This is a genomic window from Celeribacter persicus, from assembly GCF_003050785.1.
Classification (GTDB): Bacteria; Pseudomonadota; Alphaproteobacteria; order Rhodobacterales; family Rhodobacteraceae; genus Celeribacter; species Celeribacter persicus.
The window spans coordinates 129,753-143,436 of the sequence record NZ_QAOH01000001.1 but is presented as its reverse complement, the minus strand read 5'-3'; the positions used below and the strand labels follow the sequence as shown (position 1 = coordinate 143,436).

Genomic DNA, 13,684 nt, shown 5'->3' with positions numbered 1-13,684 from the left:
ATTTACTCTTTTGCATAGCCGAGCCCCTGAAGTGCCACTTTGATCTCGTCCAGAATGGCCGGATCGTCGATTGTTGCGGGCATTTTGAACGGCTGGCCGTCGGCGATTTTCACCATTGTGCCGCGCAGAATCTTGCCCGAGCGGGTTTTGGGCAGACGGTCGACGACGCAGGCGAGCTTGAAGGCGGCAACCGGGCCGATTTCATTGCGCACATCGCGCACGACTTCCTTGACGATCTCGGCATGATCACGGGTGCAACCCGCGTTCAGACAGAGGAAGCCGAGCGGCATCTGCCCCTTCAACTCGTCGGAGACACCGATCACGGCGCATTCGGCGACATCGGGGTGGGCGGAGAGCACCTCCTCCATTGCGCCGGTCGAGAGCCGGTGACCGGCGACGTTGATGACATCATCGGTGCGGGCCATGATGTAGACATAGCCGTCTTCGTCCTTAATCCCCGCGTCCCCGGTCTCGTAGTAGCCCGGGAAGGTGGTCAGGTAGCTCTTTCTGTAGCGATCCTCGGCATTCCACAGCGTTTGCAGCGTGCCCGGCGGCAGCGGCAGCTTGATCGCGATGGCGCCCAGCTCGCCCGGCGCAACCGGATGACCCGCCTCGTCGAGAATGTCGATCTCGTAGCCAGGCATGGCGACGGAAGGCGAACCGATCTTGACCGGAAGTTCTTCGATCCCTATCGGGTTCGCGGCGATGGCCCAGCCGGTTTCGGTCTGCCACCAATGGTCGATCACCGGAACACCGAATTTCTCCTGCGCCCATTTGATCGTGTCCGGATCGGCGCGTTCGCCCGCGAGGAAGATCGCCTGAAGATCGTGCAGCTTGTAACGCTTGATCCATTCGCCGGTCGGATCCTCGCGCTTGATCGCGCGCAGAGCGGTCGGCGCGGTAAAGAAGCTCTTCACCCGCTGGTTCTGGATGATGCGCCAGAACACACCAGCATGCGGCGTCCCGACGGGTTTGCCCTCGAACACGATGGTCTGCGCGCCCTTGATCAGGGGCGCGTAGCAAATGTAGCTGTGTCCCACGACCCAGCCCACATCGGAGGCGGCCCAGAAGCGGTCGCCTGCCTCGATGTTGTAGATGTTCTTCATCGTCCAGTTCAGCGCGACGAGATGCCCGCCGGTGGCGCGCACGACGCCTTTCGGGGCGCCCGTGGTGCCGGAGGTGTAGAGGATATAGGCCGGATGGTTGCCCTCGACCGGCACACATTCTGCCGGTTTCACGCCGTACTGGAAGCCGTGCCAGTTGAAGTCACGCCCTTCGATCAGCCTGGCAACCTCCTGTTCGCGCTGGAAGATCACGCAGAACTCGGGCTTGTGCTCGGCCATGTCGATGGCCTGATCGAGAAGCGGTTTGTAATGCACCACACGGTTCGGCTCCAGGCCGCTGGAGGCGGCGATGATCGCTTTCGGTGTGCAGTCGTCGATCCGCACAGCCAACTCATGCGCGGCAAAGCCGCCGAAGACGACGGAATGGATCGCGCCGATCCGGGCACAGGCCAGCATGGCCTCAAGCGCCTCGGGGATCATCGGCATGTAGATGATGACGCGGTCACCTTTTTCCACGCCGCGCATCTTGAGTGCGCCGGCGAGCGAGGACACGCGGGTCTGCAATTCCTTGTAGGTGATGCCCTTGGTCGAGTGGGTGATAGGGCTCTCATGCATGATTGCCAGTTCGTCACCACGTCCGGCTTCCACATGACGGTCGACCGCATTGTAGCAGGTGTTGGTCAGACCGTCCGAGAACCACTCGTAGATCGGGGCATTCTCGTCGAAAAGCGCCTTCGACGGCTTCTTGTACCAGTGAACCTCTTCGGCGGCCTCCATCCAGAATTTTTCCGGATCCGCTTTCCAGGCGTCGTAAACGTCTTTGTATGCCACTCGCTGCGTCCTCCTCGCTGGTCTGGCGTAAATGGCTCGGCCCGTGATTCCCTGCAAATTTGCTAAGTTGCCTTGGAATGACACCGGGTCAAACGCGCGGGGGCTGGCCCGCTCGGTAGTGTTGTTATCAGACACGGTTGCGAATGTTTATATAAATTTCGCAAACAACTTCAAAAATGTAGTTTGCAAACTTTAATCTCGAAAGGTCGTGTTGCAAATAAAAACTGCCCCCGCAGTGACCTGCGAGGGCAGTGAATTCAGGCAGTTGCGCGACTTTAGCCGTAATGCGCCACAGGCGTGCCAGCGATGGCGGACATGTTCAGCAAACCGCGCGAGGTGATCGAGGGGGTGACGATATGCGCGCGGTTGGCCATGCCCATCAGAAGTGGACCGACTTCGAGCCCGCCCCCCTTGGTCTTGAGGATGTTACGCACGCCCGAGGCCGCATCCGCGATGGCAAAGACCAGCGCATTGGCCGGACCTTCGAGGCGGGAGTGCGGGAAGTTGCGGTTGCGCAGGTCAGGCGTCAGGGCGCTGTCGATATGCATCTCGCCCTCATAGGCGAAATCGCGTGGTTCGGCGTCGAGGAGCTCCAGCGCCTCGCGCATGTGCCGCCCGGTCATGCAGTTCAGGTTCCCGAATTCCGAATGCGAGCAGAGCGCGATGTTCGGTTCGATCCCGAAGCGGCGCACATGGCGGGCTGTGGCGATCACCGTCTCGGCGATCTGTTGCGGGGTCGGTTCCGTATGCACATGAGTGTCGGCGATGAAAAGCGGTCCGTCCTCAAGGATCATCAGTGAAAGCGCACCGATGGGTTGATGCTCTTTCGTGCCGAGGATCTGGGTCACATAGTTCAGATGCCACAGGTACTGACCGAAAGTGCCGCAGATCATGCTGTCGGCGTGGTCCTGATGCACCATGATGGCACCGATGGCCGTGGTGTTGGTGCGCATGATGGCCTTGGCGAGGTCCGGGGTGACGCCACGGCGCGCCATGATGTTGTAATAGGCCTGCCAGTATTGCTTGTAGCGGCTGTCGTTTTCCGGGTTCACAACTTCGAAGTCGATGCCGGGGCGGATTTTGACGCCCGCGCGCTCGGCCCGCATAGCGATCACCTCCGGGCGGCCGATAAGGATCGGTTTGTCGGTGGTTTCCTCGATCATGCCTTGGGCGGCGCGCAACACACGCTCGTCCTCTCCCTCGGCAAAGGCGATGCGGCGTTCGGCATGGGAGGCGGCGGCAAAGACCGGGCGCATGATCAGCGCGGATTTGAACACCGACCCGTCGAGCGCATCCTTGTAGGCCTTCATATCAGCGACGGGCTTGGTTGCGACCCCGCTTTCCATCGCGGCCTTGGCGACAGCGGAGGCGACGACACCCATCAGGCGCGGGTCGAAAGGTTTCGGAATCAGATACTCCGCGCCGAATTCCATGCGCTCGTCCTGATAGGCGGCGGCGGCTTCGGCGCTGGTCGTGGCGCGCGCCAGTGCCGCGATCCCTTCGATACAACCGAGCTGCATCGCATCGTTGATCTCGGTTGCGCCCACGTCCAGCGCGCCGCGGAAGATGAAGGGGAAACAGAGCACGTTGTTGACTTGGTTCGGATAATCCGAACGACCCGTGGCGATGATCGCATCGGGGGCGACCTTTTTCACCTGGTCCGGCATGATTTCGGGTGTCGGATTGGCAAGCGCGAAGATGATCGGCTGTTTCGTCATCTTTTTGACCATCTCGGGTTTCAACACACCGGGCCCGGACAGGCCAAGGAACATGTCCGCCCCCTCGATCACCTCGTCGAGTGTCCGAAGATCGGTTTTTTGAGCAAAGGCGGCTTTCTGCGGGGTCATGTCCTCTTCCCGGCCCTCGTAGACCAGCCCGTGAATGTCGCAGAGCCAGACATTTTCACGTTTCACACCCAGTTTCAGCAGCATGTTGAGGCAGGCAATCCCCGCAGCGCCGCCGCCAGTGGACACCAGTTTGATGTCCTCGAATGTCTTGCCGGTCACTTGCAGGGCGTTGGTCGCTGCCGCCGCCGCGACAATGGCCGTGCCATGCTGGTCGTCGTGGAACACTGGGATGTTCATCTTCTCGCGGCACAATTGTTCAACGATAAAGCAATCCGGTGCCTTGATGTCCTCAAGGTTGATCGCCCCGAAGGTCGGCTCCATCGCACAGACGATTTCGGCGAGTTTCACCGGGTCGTTTTCGTTCACCTCGATGTCGAAACAGTCGATATTGGCGAATTTCTTGAAGAGTACGGCCTTGCCCTCCATCACCGGTTTGGCCGCTTCCGCGCCGATGTTGCCGAGCCCGAGAACGGCGGTGCCGTTGGTGACGACCGCGACGAGATTGCCACGCGAGGTATAGCGTGTGGCTGTGGTCGGATCGGCCTTGATTTCAAGGCAGGCCTCGGCCACGCCGGGGCTGTAGGCGCGGGCAAGGTCGCGGCCGTTGGCCATCGGTTTCGTGGCGCGGATCTCCAGTTTCCCGGGCTTCGGGAATTCGTGATAATCCAGTGCGGCCTGCTTCAGGTTGGTCGTGCGGCTTTCCGTCGGCATGGGGCTCTCCCTGTTGCTTGCGGGCGCATCCGGCAGGTTGTTTAGTGTTGAACTAAATTTGCGACCCGACGTCACATCCCGGTTTGTCATGCCTCTACGCCCCCGGAGGGGCATCACGCAAGGGGAGAATGGGGTGAATGTCGCAAGGGTTGTGGATATGCGGGCAAAACTTTGCCGGTTCTGTGCGCAAACGCGCTACGGAGCCGGGATGTGAGTGCGGATTGTCGAGGCGCTTCGCGCATCTTGCTTGCATCCGCTCCCGCCCCGGCGCAGTCTTGACCAAACCGTCAAAAATGAGGTGACCCAATGTCTCTTCTCGATGAGGCCGCAAAGGCGCAGCCGAACGCATATGCTCCCTATTCGAATTTCCGGGTGGGTGCCGCGATCCGCACCACCTCGGGGGCGGTCTACACCGGCGTGAATGTCGAGAATGCCGCCTATCCGGAGGGCACCTGTGCCGAAGCCGGGGCCATCGCGGCCATGGTGCTTGGCGGTGAGACGGAAATCGCCGAAGTGGCCGTGATCGGTGATAGTGACGAACCGGTGCCGCCCTGCGGAGGGTGTCGTCAGAAAATTCGCGAATTCGCGGGGCCTGATGTGAAGGTCACCATGATGTCGCGCACAGGCAAGACCCTCACCATGACGGTGGGTGAACTGCTGCCCGGTGCGTTTACACCGGATCACATGGATTGACTCATGGATGCCCGTCAGATCATCGAGAAACTGCGCGATCATCAGCCGCTGAACGAGGCGGAGCTGACGCTGTTCGCGCAAGGGCTGGCCACGGGCGCCGTGACGGACGCGCAGGCCGGAGCCTTCGCCATGGCGGCGCTGCTGAATGGTATGTCCGATGCGGAGCGCGTCGCCTGGACGCTCGCCATGCGCGACAGCGGCGAGGTGATGCAGTGGGATCTGCCCGCGCCCGCCATCGACAAACATTCGACCGGCGGCGTGGGGGATTGCGTCTCTCTCCTGCTGGCGCCCGCTCTGGCCGCGCTTGGCGCTTATGTCCCGATGGTGTCGGGGCGTGGGCTTGGTCATACCGGAGGCACGCTCGACAAGCTCGAATCCATCCCCGGCCTGAAGACCGAAGTGACAGAAGAGCGTTTTCACCAGATCATCGAGCAAGTCGGCTGCGCCATCGTTTCGGCCACGGGGTCCATCGCGCCTGCCGACAAGCGGCTCTATGCGATCCGCGATGTGACGGGGACGGTGGAGAGCATCGACCTGATTACGGCCTCCATCCTGTCCAAAAAACTCGCGGCAGGGCTTGAGGCCCTGGTGCTCGACGTCAAATGCGGCTCGGGGGCCTTCATGACCACACTGGAGGACGCCCGTGCTCTGGCGCAGAGCCTTGTGACCACGGCGAACGGGGCGGGCTGCAAGACCTCGGCGCTGATCACCGATATGAACCAGCCGCTTTGCCCGTCTCTCGGCAATGCGCTTGAAGTCATGACGGTGATGGAGGCGCTGACCACCGGCGAGGTGGACAATATCCTCTGCGATGCGACCTGTGCGCTGGGCGGTGAGCTGATGGTGCTTTGCGGGCTGGCTGATGATGTGGATCAGGCGGCCTGGGCGGTGCGTGACACGCTGACCGATGGTTCCGCCGCCGAACGCTTCGGGCGGATGATCACCGAACTGGGCGGGCCAGCGGATTTCGTCGATCACTGGCGTGATCGCCTGCCCTCGGCCCCCGTGGTCCGCGATGTCGTGGCCGAAGCGCCGGGTTATGCTGGCGAGATGGACGGGCATGGGCTTGGCATGGCCGTGGTGCATCTGGGCGGCGGGCGGCTCAGGGGCGGCGAAAAGCTCGATCCGGCGGTGGGGCTTTCCAATGTCTGCATGATCGGGGAATATCTCGATGAAGACAGTCTGATTGCGACGATCCACGCCCGCTCTGTCGAAGATGCGGATCGTGTGGAGGCGACGATCCGGGCGGCGATCCGTCTGACGGATGAGGCTCCCGTGGAGCCGCCGCTGGTGTATGAGAAGGTGACAGGATGAATTTGGCATGACGCGCGCGTTTCTGATCGTGATGGATTCCGTGGGTTTGGGCGGTGCGCCCGACGCGGATCGGTTTTTCAATGGCGCGCGGCCCGATACCGGGGCGAACACCATCGCCCATATCGCGCAGGCCTGTGCCGAGGGGCGTGCCGAAGAGGGACGCTCCGGGACTTTGTATCTGCCGAACCTCGATGCTCTGGGGCTGGGGGCGGCCATGGCGCATGCGACCTCCGATTCCGGGCCGGGGCTGTCTGCCGAACCGCAGGGGCTTTATGGCGTCGCCGCCGAAATCTCTCCGGGCAAGGACACACCTTCTGGGCATTGGGAATTGGCCGGTGTGCCTGTGCCTTGGGATTGGCATTATTTCCCGGACGAACAGCCGTCTTTTCCGCAGGATTTGATGGATAAGGTGGCGGAGCTGTGTGGGGCAGGGGGGACGCTTGCCAATTGCCATGCCTCCGGCACCGAAGTGATCAAAGAATTCGGCGCGGAGCACATCGAGACCGGCTGGCCGATTTGCTACACCTCTGCGGATAGCGTGTTTCAGATCGCCGCGCATGAGGACCATTTTGGCCTCGACCGGCTGTTGAAGCTTTGCGAAGACATCGCGCCCACGCTGCACGCGATGAGGATCGGTCGTGTCATCGCCCGGCCTTTCGTTGGTACGGTCGAAGAGGGCTTTACCCGCACCGGCAACCGTCACGACTACGCCATCGCGCCGCCCTCTCCAACGATTTGCGACTGGTCGAAATCGGCAGGACGTGCGACCTATGCCATTGGCAAGATTGGCGATATTTTCTCCATGCAGGGCTTGGATGAGGTGCGCAAGGGCAATGATCATGTGCTCTTCGATCACCTGTGTGATGTGATGGAGGAAGCGCCGGAGGGCTCGTTCACCTTCGCCAATTTCGTCGAGTTCGACAGTCTTTACGGACATAGGCGTGATGTCTCCGGCTATGCCCGCCATCTCGAATGGTTCGATGCCCAGATGCCGCGCCTCTTTGAGCGCGCGCGAGAGGGCGATCTTTTGATTTTCACTGCCGATCATGGCAATGACCCGACATGGACGGGCACGGACCACACCCGCGAACAGGTGCCGGTTCTGGGCTATGGTCTTGGCCTCAAACCCATTGGCCCCGTGGCCTTTTCCGATGTGGCGGCCTCAATTGCCGAACATCTCGGGATCGAGGCGCAGGGGCCCGGAAGGAGCTTCCTTTGAGCATCAGCGACATGCCGAAAATCGAGCTGCACATGCATCTCGAAGGGGCCGCCCCGCCCGCGTTCATCCGCGGTCTGGCAGCGGAGAAAAAAGTCGATCTCTCGGGGATTTTTGACGAAAAAGGCGCGTATAAATACAGGGATTTCTGGGATTTTCTCAAGGTCTATGAGGCCGCCACTTCGGTCCTCAAGACGCCGCAGGATTACTATCGCCTGACCCGCGCCGTGTTGGAAGAAAGCGTGGCGTCGAATGTGATCTACACCGAAAGTTTCCTTGCCCCCGATTTCTGCGGTGGCGGCGATGTTAAGGCGTGGAGGGATTACCTTGCCGCGATCAAACAGGCCGCCGACGAGATGGAGCAGGAGGCGGGCATCGTGATGCGCGCGATCCCGACCTGCGTGCGCCATTTCGGGCCGGATCAGGCAAAGAAAACGGCGCTTTGTGCGCAGGAAACTGTGGGCGATTTCGTTACCGGGTTTGGCATGGGCGGCGACGAGGCCATGGGCAAACAGGGCGATTTCAAATATGCCTTCGATATGGCGCGGGAGGCGGGGCTGCGCCTGACGACCCATGCGGGCGAATGGGGTGGGCCTTCGAGCGTCCGAGACGCCATCCGCGACCTGAAAGTCGAGCGCATCGGCCATGGCGTGCGCGCCATCGAAGATCTTGCGCTGGTCGATGAGATCGCCGAGGCGGGGATCGTGCTTGAGGTCTGTCCGGGCTCGAATATCGCCCTTGGCGTCTATCCCAAATGGTCCGATCACCCGATAGCCGAACTGCGCAAACGCGGTGTGAAAGTCACCGTCTCCACGGATGATCCGCCGTTTTTCCATTCCACCATGCGCTACGAGTTTGACCGCCTTGCCGAGACTTTCGGCTGGGAAGAAGACGATTTCATGGAGTTGAACAAGACCGCGCTCGACGCGGCCTTTTGCGATGAGGCGACCCGTGCGGCGGTCGCCAAGAAACTGGAGCCTGCCGATGCTTGATCACCTGACCGTTGTGAAACACCCGCTTGTGCAACACAAGCTCACCATCATGCGCGACAAGGAAACCTCGACGGCCGGGTTCCGGCAACTCTTGCGTGAGATTTCCCTGCTCTTGGCCTATGAGGTTACGCGCGAGCTTGATATGACCGAAAAGACCATCGAGACGCCGATGCGGACCATGCAGGCCCCGACGCTTGACGGCAAGAAACTTGCTCTGATCTCGATCCTGCGGGCGGGCAACGGGTTGCTCGACGGCATTCTCGAACTCATTCCCTCGGCGCGGGTCGGCTTTGTCGGGCTGTATCGTGACGAGGAAACGCTTGAGCCGGTCGAATATTATTTCAAGGTGCCCGAGGATCTGTCGGACCGTCTGGTGATTGCTGTCGACCCGATGCTCGCGACCGGGAATTCGTCTGTCGCGGCCATTGACAAGCTCAAAGAGGCGGGCGCGAAAAACATCCGCTTTCTCTGCCTTCTGGCGGCACCCGAAGGCATTAAGCGGATGGAAGAGGCTCATCCGGACGTGCCGATCGTAACAGCAGCTGTAGACGAAAAGCTCAATGAACATGGATATATTGTGCCAGGGCTAGGGGATGCGGGCGACCGCATGTTTGGTACAAAATAAGCGATTTCCCCCTTAACAGCGAATCGGTTCTGGGTTAGGCTCGTACACAATAAGATGTGTGGGGCCACATAATGCAGGCTTTGAGAACGGTTTCCGTTGCGGTTTTGCTCGCAACGACGGGGATGGCGGTCATCGGGGTTCATCAATCCGATGCCCGCTCGCTTTCCAATTCTGAGCAACCGGCGGAATACCCGCCGCTTTCCTACAAGGGCACGCAATATGTCGACAGCCGCGGCTGTGTCTATGTGCGCGCGGGCGATGGCGCTGCGGTGCATTGGGTGCCGCGTGTAACCCGAAGCCGTGAGGTGCTTTGCGGTTTCAAGCCCACCTTCGCCAATGTCGAAGATCATCTGCCGGTGATCCCCGATCCCGCGCCGACGCAAATGGCCAGCGCGCCAGTTCAGGCGCCCCCCACCAAAACCGCGACTGCGCCGATGGTACAGGTCGGGGCCGCCACATCGACTGCGCCAGCGATGACAAAGTCGACAGAAGCGCCGATGCCGACCGTGGCTTCGGCTCTGATCGCGCCTGCCGTTCGGGTTCAGCAACCCATCCGCCAACAACCCGCCCTGCCTCCGCTCGAAGCGCTGGCGGGCAAGGTGGTGGGCGAGCGGGGCTGTATTGCCACGGAGCAGGGCGGGCAGATGGGCTGTTCCACAGGTGAGGTGGATTACATCCTGAAACGCCTGCCTGCGGGCGTGACCGTGCGCACCGCCGATGGTGGGCGGATGACCACAACGGAGCCGACGCTGGTCCGTGTGCCGGTGAAACGTGCTCCGGTAACCCCCATTGCACCGTCGCAGCCGCCGGTCATGCTGGCCTCGGTCGCGCCAGCCGCCGTTTCCCAGACCGTCAATGCCTGTGCCGACGTTCTCGGTGCCGATGCGCAATACATGCCAACGAATGGGCGCTATACCGTGCGTTGCGGCCCCCAGGCGGAGCATCCTTCCGCCTATATGCAGGCCCGGACACAAAACCGTCTGTCAACCTATAATTCCAACCGCACCGAAGTTGCACGTGCGGCGGGGGGGGCGAGTTATGCGCTGCCGGTTCCGGTGGCGAGCAGCCTTCCCGGAGGCTACGTCCACGCCTGGACCGACGGGCGGCTCAATCCGAACCGTGGCCCGCTGACCTCGCGCGGCGATTTGCAGATGGCGCAGGTCTGGAGCCACACGACGCCCGCCTACGATCTCTATGCGCCGCGCAAGAAAACCTTCTGGGAGTGGCTGTTCGGCACCCCGGTGAAAAAGCGTTACACGGTCGTGGCTGCCTCCGGGACCGGGTCTGCTCCGCTACAGATTTCGACCAAATCGGCGATGCCCGCGCGCGTGCCGACCACGGTTTCGACCGCTGCGGCCCGACCGCAGTACACCCCGACGGCGCAGGCTCTGCGCTATGTTCAGGTGGGCACCTTCGGGGTGCCTGAAAACGCCGAGCGTTCCATCGCGCGTCTCTCGGCCATGGGCTATCCCGTCTCCTCGCAGACCCTGCATCGCGGCGGGCAGCCCCTGAAGATTGTTCTGGCCGGCCCCTTCGCCCGGCCCGAACAAACCCTGTCCGCTTTGGCGTCGGTTCGGGGAGCCGGCTACGGGGACGCATTCGCACGCAAATAAGCGTTGAGTTAAAGAGGCAGAACAACAAAAAGAAACCCCCGCATCTGGCGGGGGATTTCTTTTGTGGGGGCCCATTTGTGGTCCGTGAAATCAGACCGTGTGACATCAGCCGCCGCAGACCCCTTGAAGCGCCACCCAGTCGCTGTCGGACAGGACGGAGCGGGTGGTCTCGATCTGCACCCCGTCGGCCTCGATCAGGGGCAGGACGGTTTCGCCGGTGATGTCGAGCGCATAGGCATAAGGGGCGCTATGCACCTGGGCCGCAGCGAAGGCGGCGATCAGTTTGTCCCTGTCGGGACCGTTCAGGGGCGCGGTCAGGAGGCTTTCGGCATGGGCGTCGAGGGCCTCGGGCGGAATATGACCGGTGGTTAGAAGCCTTAGGGAGGTCATCAGCCCGGTTTCGCGCAACAGCCGCTCCAGCGGGTCCTCTTCGCGCGCACGCTCCATCTCGGCCAGCACGTACCCCGCGACCACGTCCGGGTCCTCGTGATCCTCGACCACGGCGCGGTTCAGAAGGATGATCCCACCGGGCAGGTGCTGTGACACGGCGACGCCGCTGGTCAGCACGACGATCTGTCCACTTCCGCCGGACATGAGACGCTTTTTCAATGTGTTGAGCGCGCGTGCCCCATGCACGGTGTCACAGGGTGCGCCGGAGAGGCGGCGGATGCGGTCGAGCAATTCCTGACCGATCTCGGCGCGAGTGACGGTCGGTACGATGGTGACAGCCTGACGGATGAGGGCACCGGGCAGCCAGAACACCCCGAGCCCGATCAGCGCCGCGACACCGAGCCCGATCAACACCCCGCGCAGCCGTCCGGGATGCGGGCGGGCCCGGTCGATGGCGTGACGGATGCGGGCGATCGCCTCGTTCATCAGCTCGTCCTCGATCTCCAACTCCTCGGAACTGTCGGGAGCGGGGCGATAGCGCACGGGGCTTTCGCCCTCCGGTGTGATGCGTTCGATGGCGGGCAGAGACCAATGGGTCAGTGCCTGCCCGTCGGTGCGCGACTCCGAGAGTGTCAACGTCGCCTCGCCCACGGAAACGATCACGGGACGGCGTTGGCTTTCCCCGTCGGGAAGCCAGAGACCGGGGGCCTCAAGACGTTCGAATTCGGTGAGCGCGATCATGCGCGGGCTGCTCTTTCCTCTGTTTGCCGATACTCTAGCCGGGAACGTCGGGGGCGACAATCGCTCAGGACAATTGATCTGGGCGCGGACCGCGTGTTGATATAGGGTCAGGACATGATCATTTCTCCCGGACGTCACTATATTTTCGTGCATATCCCCAAGACCGGCGGCACCGCTCTGGCACAGGCGCTGGAGACGCGGGCCATGGCGGATGACATCCTGATCGGGGACACGCCGAAAGCGGTGAAACGCCGCGTGCGGGTCAAGCAGTTGGAGGCGGCGGGACGGCTCTGGAAGCATTCCCGGCTCTCGGACATCGAGGGGCTGGTGCTGCGCGAGACCTTTGGCGACTATTTCATCTTCACTCTGGTGCGCAATCCCTGGGACCGGATCGTGTCCTATTATCACTGGCTGCGGGCGCAAGGATGGGATCATCCGGCGGTGCGTCTGGCCAAGGCCTGCACGTTCTCCGACTTTCTGAACGCGCCCGAAACCCTGCGCAGCCTGTCGGCCCCCTACAGCAGCTATATGTGCGACGGAGCAGGTGTGGAGCGGGCGACGCATTACGTGCGGCTTGAGGCGCTGGAGGAAGATCTTGCTCCGCTCTGGGCGCATCTGGGTTTCGATCTCTCGCCGATTGAACGGGTGAATGCCTCTGCGCGCAGCCGTGATGTGCGGTCTTTCTATTCCGGTGCGGATGCGGAAACCGTCGCCCGGATTGCAGCCGCAGATATTGCCCGGTTTGACTACCGTTTCGAGTGATCCGGCTGAGTGGCGAGGTGAGAGGGACGGCTGGTCAGAAATCAGCGGGTGCCGTGGAAGTTTGCTCAAAGAATAGGCAAGGGGTGCTTGAAATGCTGCATCGCAGCATTTCTTCAAGGCGTCTCATGGGAAAGCGGTTAGGCTGAAATTAGACCTCGTGCGGGAGGACTCGAGGCCTGTTGATACATCTGCCAGACGGAGCCCGATCATGTGTATCTCTGCCGAAGCGCTCGCGCTGTTCCTCAATCTCATCGTCGCACCGATCACCTCGGAGCCGGGGCGGATCATCGTCCATGCCGAGGAAATTGACGCCCATTGGGTGCAGCTCGAAGATCGCTGGTGCACCATGGCACCGCAACTTCAGGGGCGGGAGATGTTTGCGGCGCTGGAAAACTGAGCTTCAGGGCAGCCGAAAGCGTTTGCGCACCGCTCCGTCGAGCCGTTCGTAAGTTCGAAACCCCATCGCCTCATAATAGCCGAGCCCTTCGTCATTCGTGGCTCCGATTGTGGCGTCGATGTCGGTGATCCCTGCCGCTTTCGCCGCCTGTTGTGTGGCTTCAAAGAGTTGCCGCCCAATGCCACGACGGGCCGCCGAGGGACGGATATGCGTGCCGATGATGCCCCAGCCGGGGGTGACGTCATAGACATTGCCCTCGGCGGCCAGCTTGAGGGACTGAAACCCGAGGATCGTGTCGCCTTCAACGGCCACCGCGACGGAAAGGCGGGTGTCAGGCGTGAGATAATGCCCCAGTGCAAAGTCCGCTGTTGCGGGTTTGCGGCGTTTCCCGGCGGCAACCAGTTCCATCAGAACCCCGGCCACGCCCTCGGCGTCCTCAAGTGTCGCCTGTCTGATCTGCATTCTTCACTCCCAAAGAAAAACCGCGC

The 13,684-nt window shown here is 61.8% G+C and carries 12 protein-coding genes; 8 read left to right on the top strand and 4 right to left on the bottom strand.

Annotated elements, in window-relative coordinates; all coding sequences use genetic code 11:
- Positions 1-2 precede the first annotated feature (2 nt).
- Both C8N42_RS00780 and C8N42_RS00775 read right to left on the bottom strand, forming a co-directional pair.
- Positions 3-1,895 carry a propionyl-CoA synthetase gene (locus C8N42_RS00780; RefSeq protein WP_107814636.1) on the bottom strand — a complete coding sequence of 631 codons (1,893 nt, stop codon included), beginning with the start codon at positions 1,893-1,895 and terminating at the stop codon, positions 3-5.
- A gap of 275 nt (positions 1,896-2,170) precedes the next feature.
- Positions 2,171-4,453 carry an NADP-dependent malic enzyme gene (locus tag C8N42_RS00775; RefSeq protein ID WP_107814635.1) on the bottom strand — a complete coding sequence of 761 codons (2,283 nt, stop codon included), beginning with the start codon at positions 4,451-4,453 and terminating at the stop codon, positions 2,171-2,173.
- Positions 4,454-4,759: 306 nt separating this feature from the next.
- Here C8N42_RS00775 and C8N42_RS00770 point away from each other — a divergent pair, with 306 nt between their 5' ends.
- The 6 genes from C8N42_RS00770 (at position 4,760) to C8N42_RS00745 (ending at position 10,906) form a co-directional block, all read left to right on the top strand.
- Positions 4,760-5,146, top strand: a complete 387-nt coding sequence (locus C8N42_RS00770) for a cytidine deaminase (protein ID WP_107814634.1) — start codon at positions 4,760-4,762, stop codon at positions 5,144-5,146.
- A 3-nt stretch (positions 5,147-5,149) separates the two neighbouring features.
- On the top strand, positions 5,150-6,460 hold the full coding sequence (locus C8N42_RS00765) for a thymidine phosphorylase (protein ID WP_107814633.1): 1,311 nt from the start codon (positions 5,150-5,152) through the stop codon (positions 6,458-6,460).
- 7 nt (positions 6,461-6,467) lie between these two features.
- Positions 6,468-7,679, top strand: a complete 1,212-nt coding sequence (locus tag C8N42_RS00760; protein ID WP_107814632.1) for a phosphopentomutase — start codon at positions 6,468-6,470, stop codon at positions 7,677-7,679.
- Positions 7,680-7,690: 11 nt separating this feature from the next.
- Complete coding sequence (locus tag C8N42_RS00755) at positions 7,691-8,668, top strand: adenosine deaminase (RefSeq protein ID WP_170109170.1); 978 nt, start codon at positions 7,691-7,693, stop codon at positions 8,666-8,668.
- Positions 8,661-9,293 carry a uracil phosphoribosyltransferase gene (gene upp / locus C8N42_RS00750; protein WP_107814630.1) on the top strand — a complete coding sequence of 211 codons (633 nt, stop codon included), beginning with the start codon at positions 8,661-8,663 and terminating at the stop codon, positions 9,291-9,293. The genes C8N42_RS00755 and upp overlap by 8 nt, the downstream gene beginning before the upstream one ends.
- A gap of 71 nt (positions 9,294-9,364) precedes the next feature.
- On the top strand, positions 9,365-10,906 hold the full coding sequence (locus tag C8N42_RS00745; RefSeq protein ID WP_107814629.1) for an SPOR domain-containing protein: 1,542 nt from the start codon (positions 9,365-9,367) through the stop codon (positions 10,904-10,906).
- Positions 10,907-11,011: 105 nt separating this feature from the next.
- Here C8N42_RS00745 and C8N42_RS00740 read toward each other — a convergent pair whose 3' ends face one another.
- Complete coding sequence (locus C8N42_RS00740) at positions 11,012-12,037, bottom strand: hypothetical protein (RefSeq protein WP_107814628.1); 1,026 nt, start codon at positions 12,035-12,037, stop codon at positions 11,012-11,014.
- A gap of 114 nt (positions 12,038-12,151) precedes the next feature.
- Here C8N42_RS00740 and C8N42_RS00735 point away from each other — a divergent pair, with 114 nt between their 5' ends.
- Both C8N42_RS00735 and C8N42_RS00730 read left to right on the top strand, forming a co-directional pair.
- Positions 12,152-12,799 carry a sulfotransferase family 2 domain-containing protein gene (locus C8N42_RS00735; RefSeq protein WP_107814627.1) on the top strand — a complete coding sequence of 216 codons (648 nt, stop codon included), beginning with the start codon at positions 12,152-12,154 and terminating at the stop codon, positions 12,797-12,799.
- Between the two features lie 208 nt (positions 12,800-13,007).
- The gene (locus tag C8N42_RS00730; protein ID WP_107814626.1) at positions 13,008-13,196 is read left to right on the top strand and encodes a hypothetical protein; all 189 of its coding nucleotides are present in this window, start codon (positions 13,008-13,010) and stop codon (positions 13,194-13,196) included.
- Positions 13,197-13,199: 3 nt separating this feature from the next.
- Here the strand turns inward: C8N42_RS00730 and C8N42_RS00725 are convergent, their stop codons facing one another.
- A complete protein-coding gene (locus tag C8N42_RS00725; protein ID WP_107814625.1) occupies positions 13,200-13,658 on the bottom strand; it encodes a GNAT family N-acetyltransferase in 459 nt (152 codons plus the stop codon).
- Positions 13,659-13,684 lie beyond the last annotated feature (26 nt).

Coding starts and splice junctions, on each gene's coding strand:
- C8N42_RS00775 (WP_107814635.1), bottom strand. CDS start 4,453: ATGCCGACGGAAAGCCGCACGACCAACCTGAAGCAGGCCGCACTGGAT.
- C8N42_RS00745 (WP_107814629.1), top strand. CDS start 9,365: ATGCAGGCTTTGAGAACGGTTTCCGTTGCGGTTTTGCTCGCAACGACG.
- C8N42_RS00760 (WP_107814632.1), top strand. CDS start 6,468: ATGACGCGCGCGTTTCTGATCGTGATGGATTCCGTGGGTTTGGGCGGT.
- C8N42_RS00730 (WP_107814626.1), top strand. CDS start 13,008: ATGTGTATCTCTGCCGAAGCGCTCGCGCTGTTCCTCAATCTCATCGTC.
- C8N42_RS00765 (WP_107814633.1), top strand. CDS start 5,150: ATGGATGCCCGTCAGATCATCGAGAAACTGCGCGATCATCAGCCGCTG.
- C8N42_RS00735 (WP_107814627.1), top strand. CDS start 12,152: ATGATCATTTCTCCCGGACGTCACTATATTTTCGTGCATATCCCCAAG.
- upp (WP_107814630.1), top strand. CDS start 8,661: ATGCTTGATCACCTGACCGTTGTGAAACACCCGCTTGTGCAACACAAG.
- C8N42_RS00770 (WP_107814634.1), top strand. CDS start 4,760: ATGTCTCTTCTCGATGAGGCCGCAAAGGCGCAGCCGAACGCATATGCT.
- C8N42_RS00755 (WP_170109170.1), top strand. CDS start 7,691: ATGCCGAAAATCGAGCTGCACATGCATCTCGAAGGGGCCGCCCCGCCC.
- C8N42_RS00740 (WP_107814628.1), bottom strand. CDS start 12,037: ATGATCGCGCTCACCGAATTCGAACGTCTTGAGGCCCCCGGTCTCTGG.
- C8N42_RS00725 (WP_107814625.1), bottom strand. CDS start 13,658: ATGCAGATCAGACAGGCGACACTTGAGGACGCCGAGGGCGTGGCCGGG.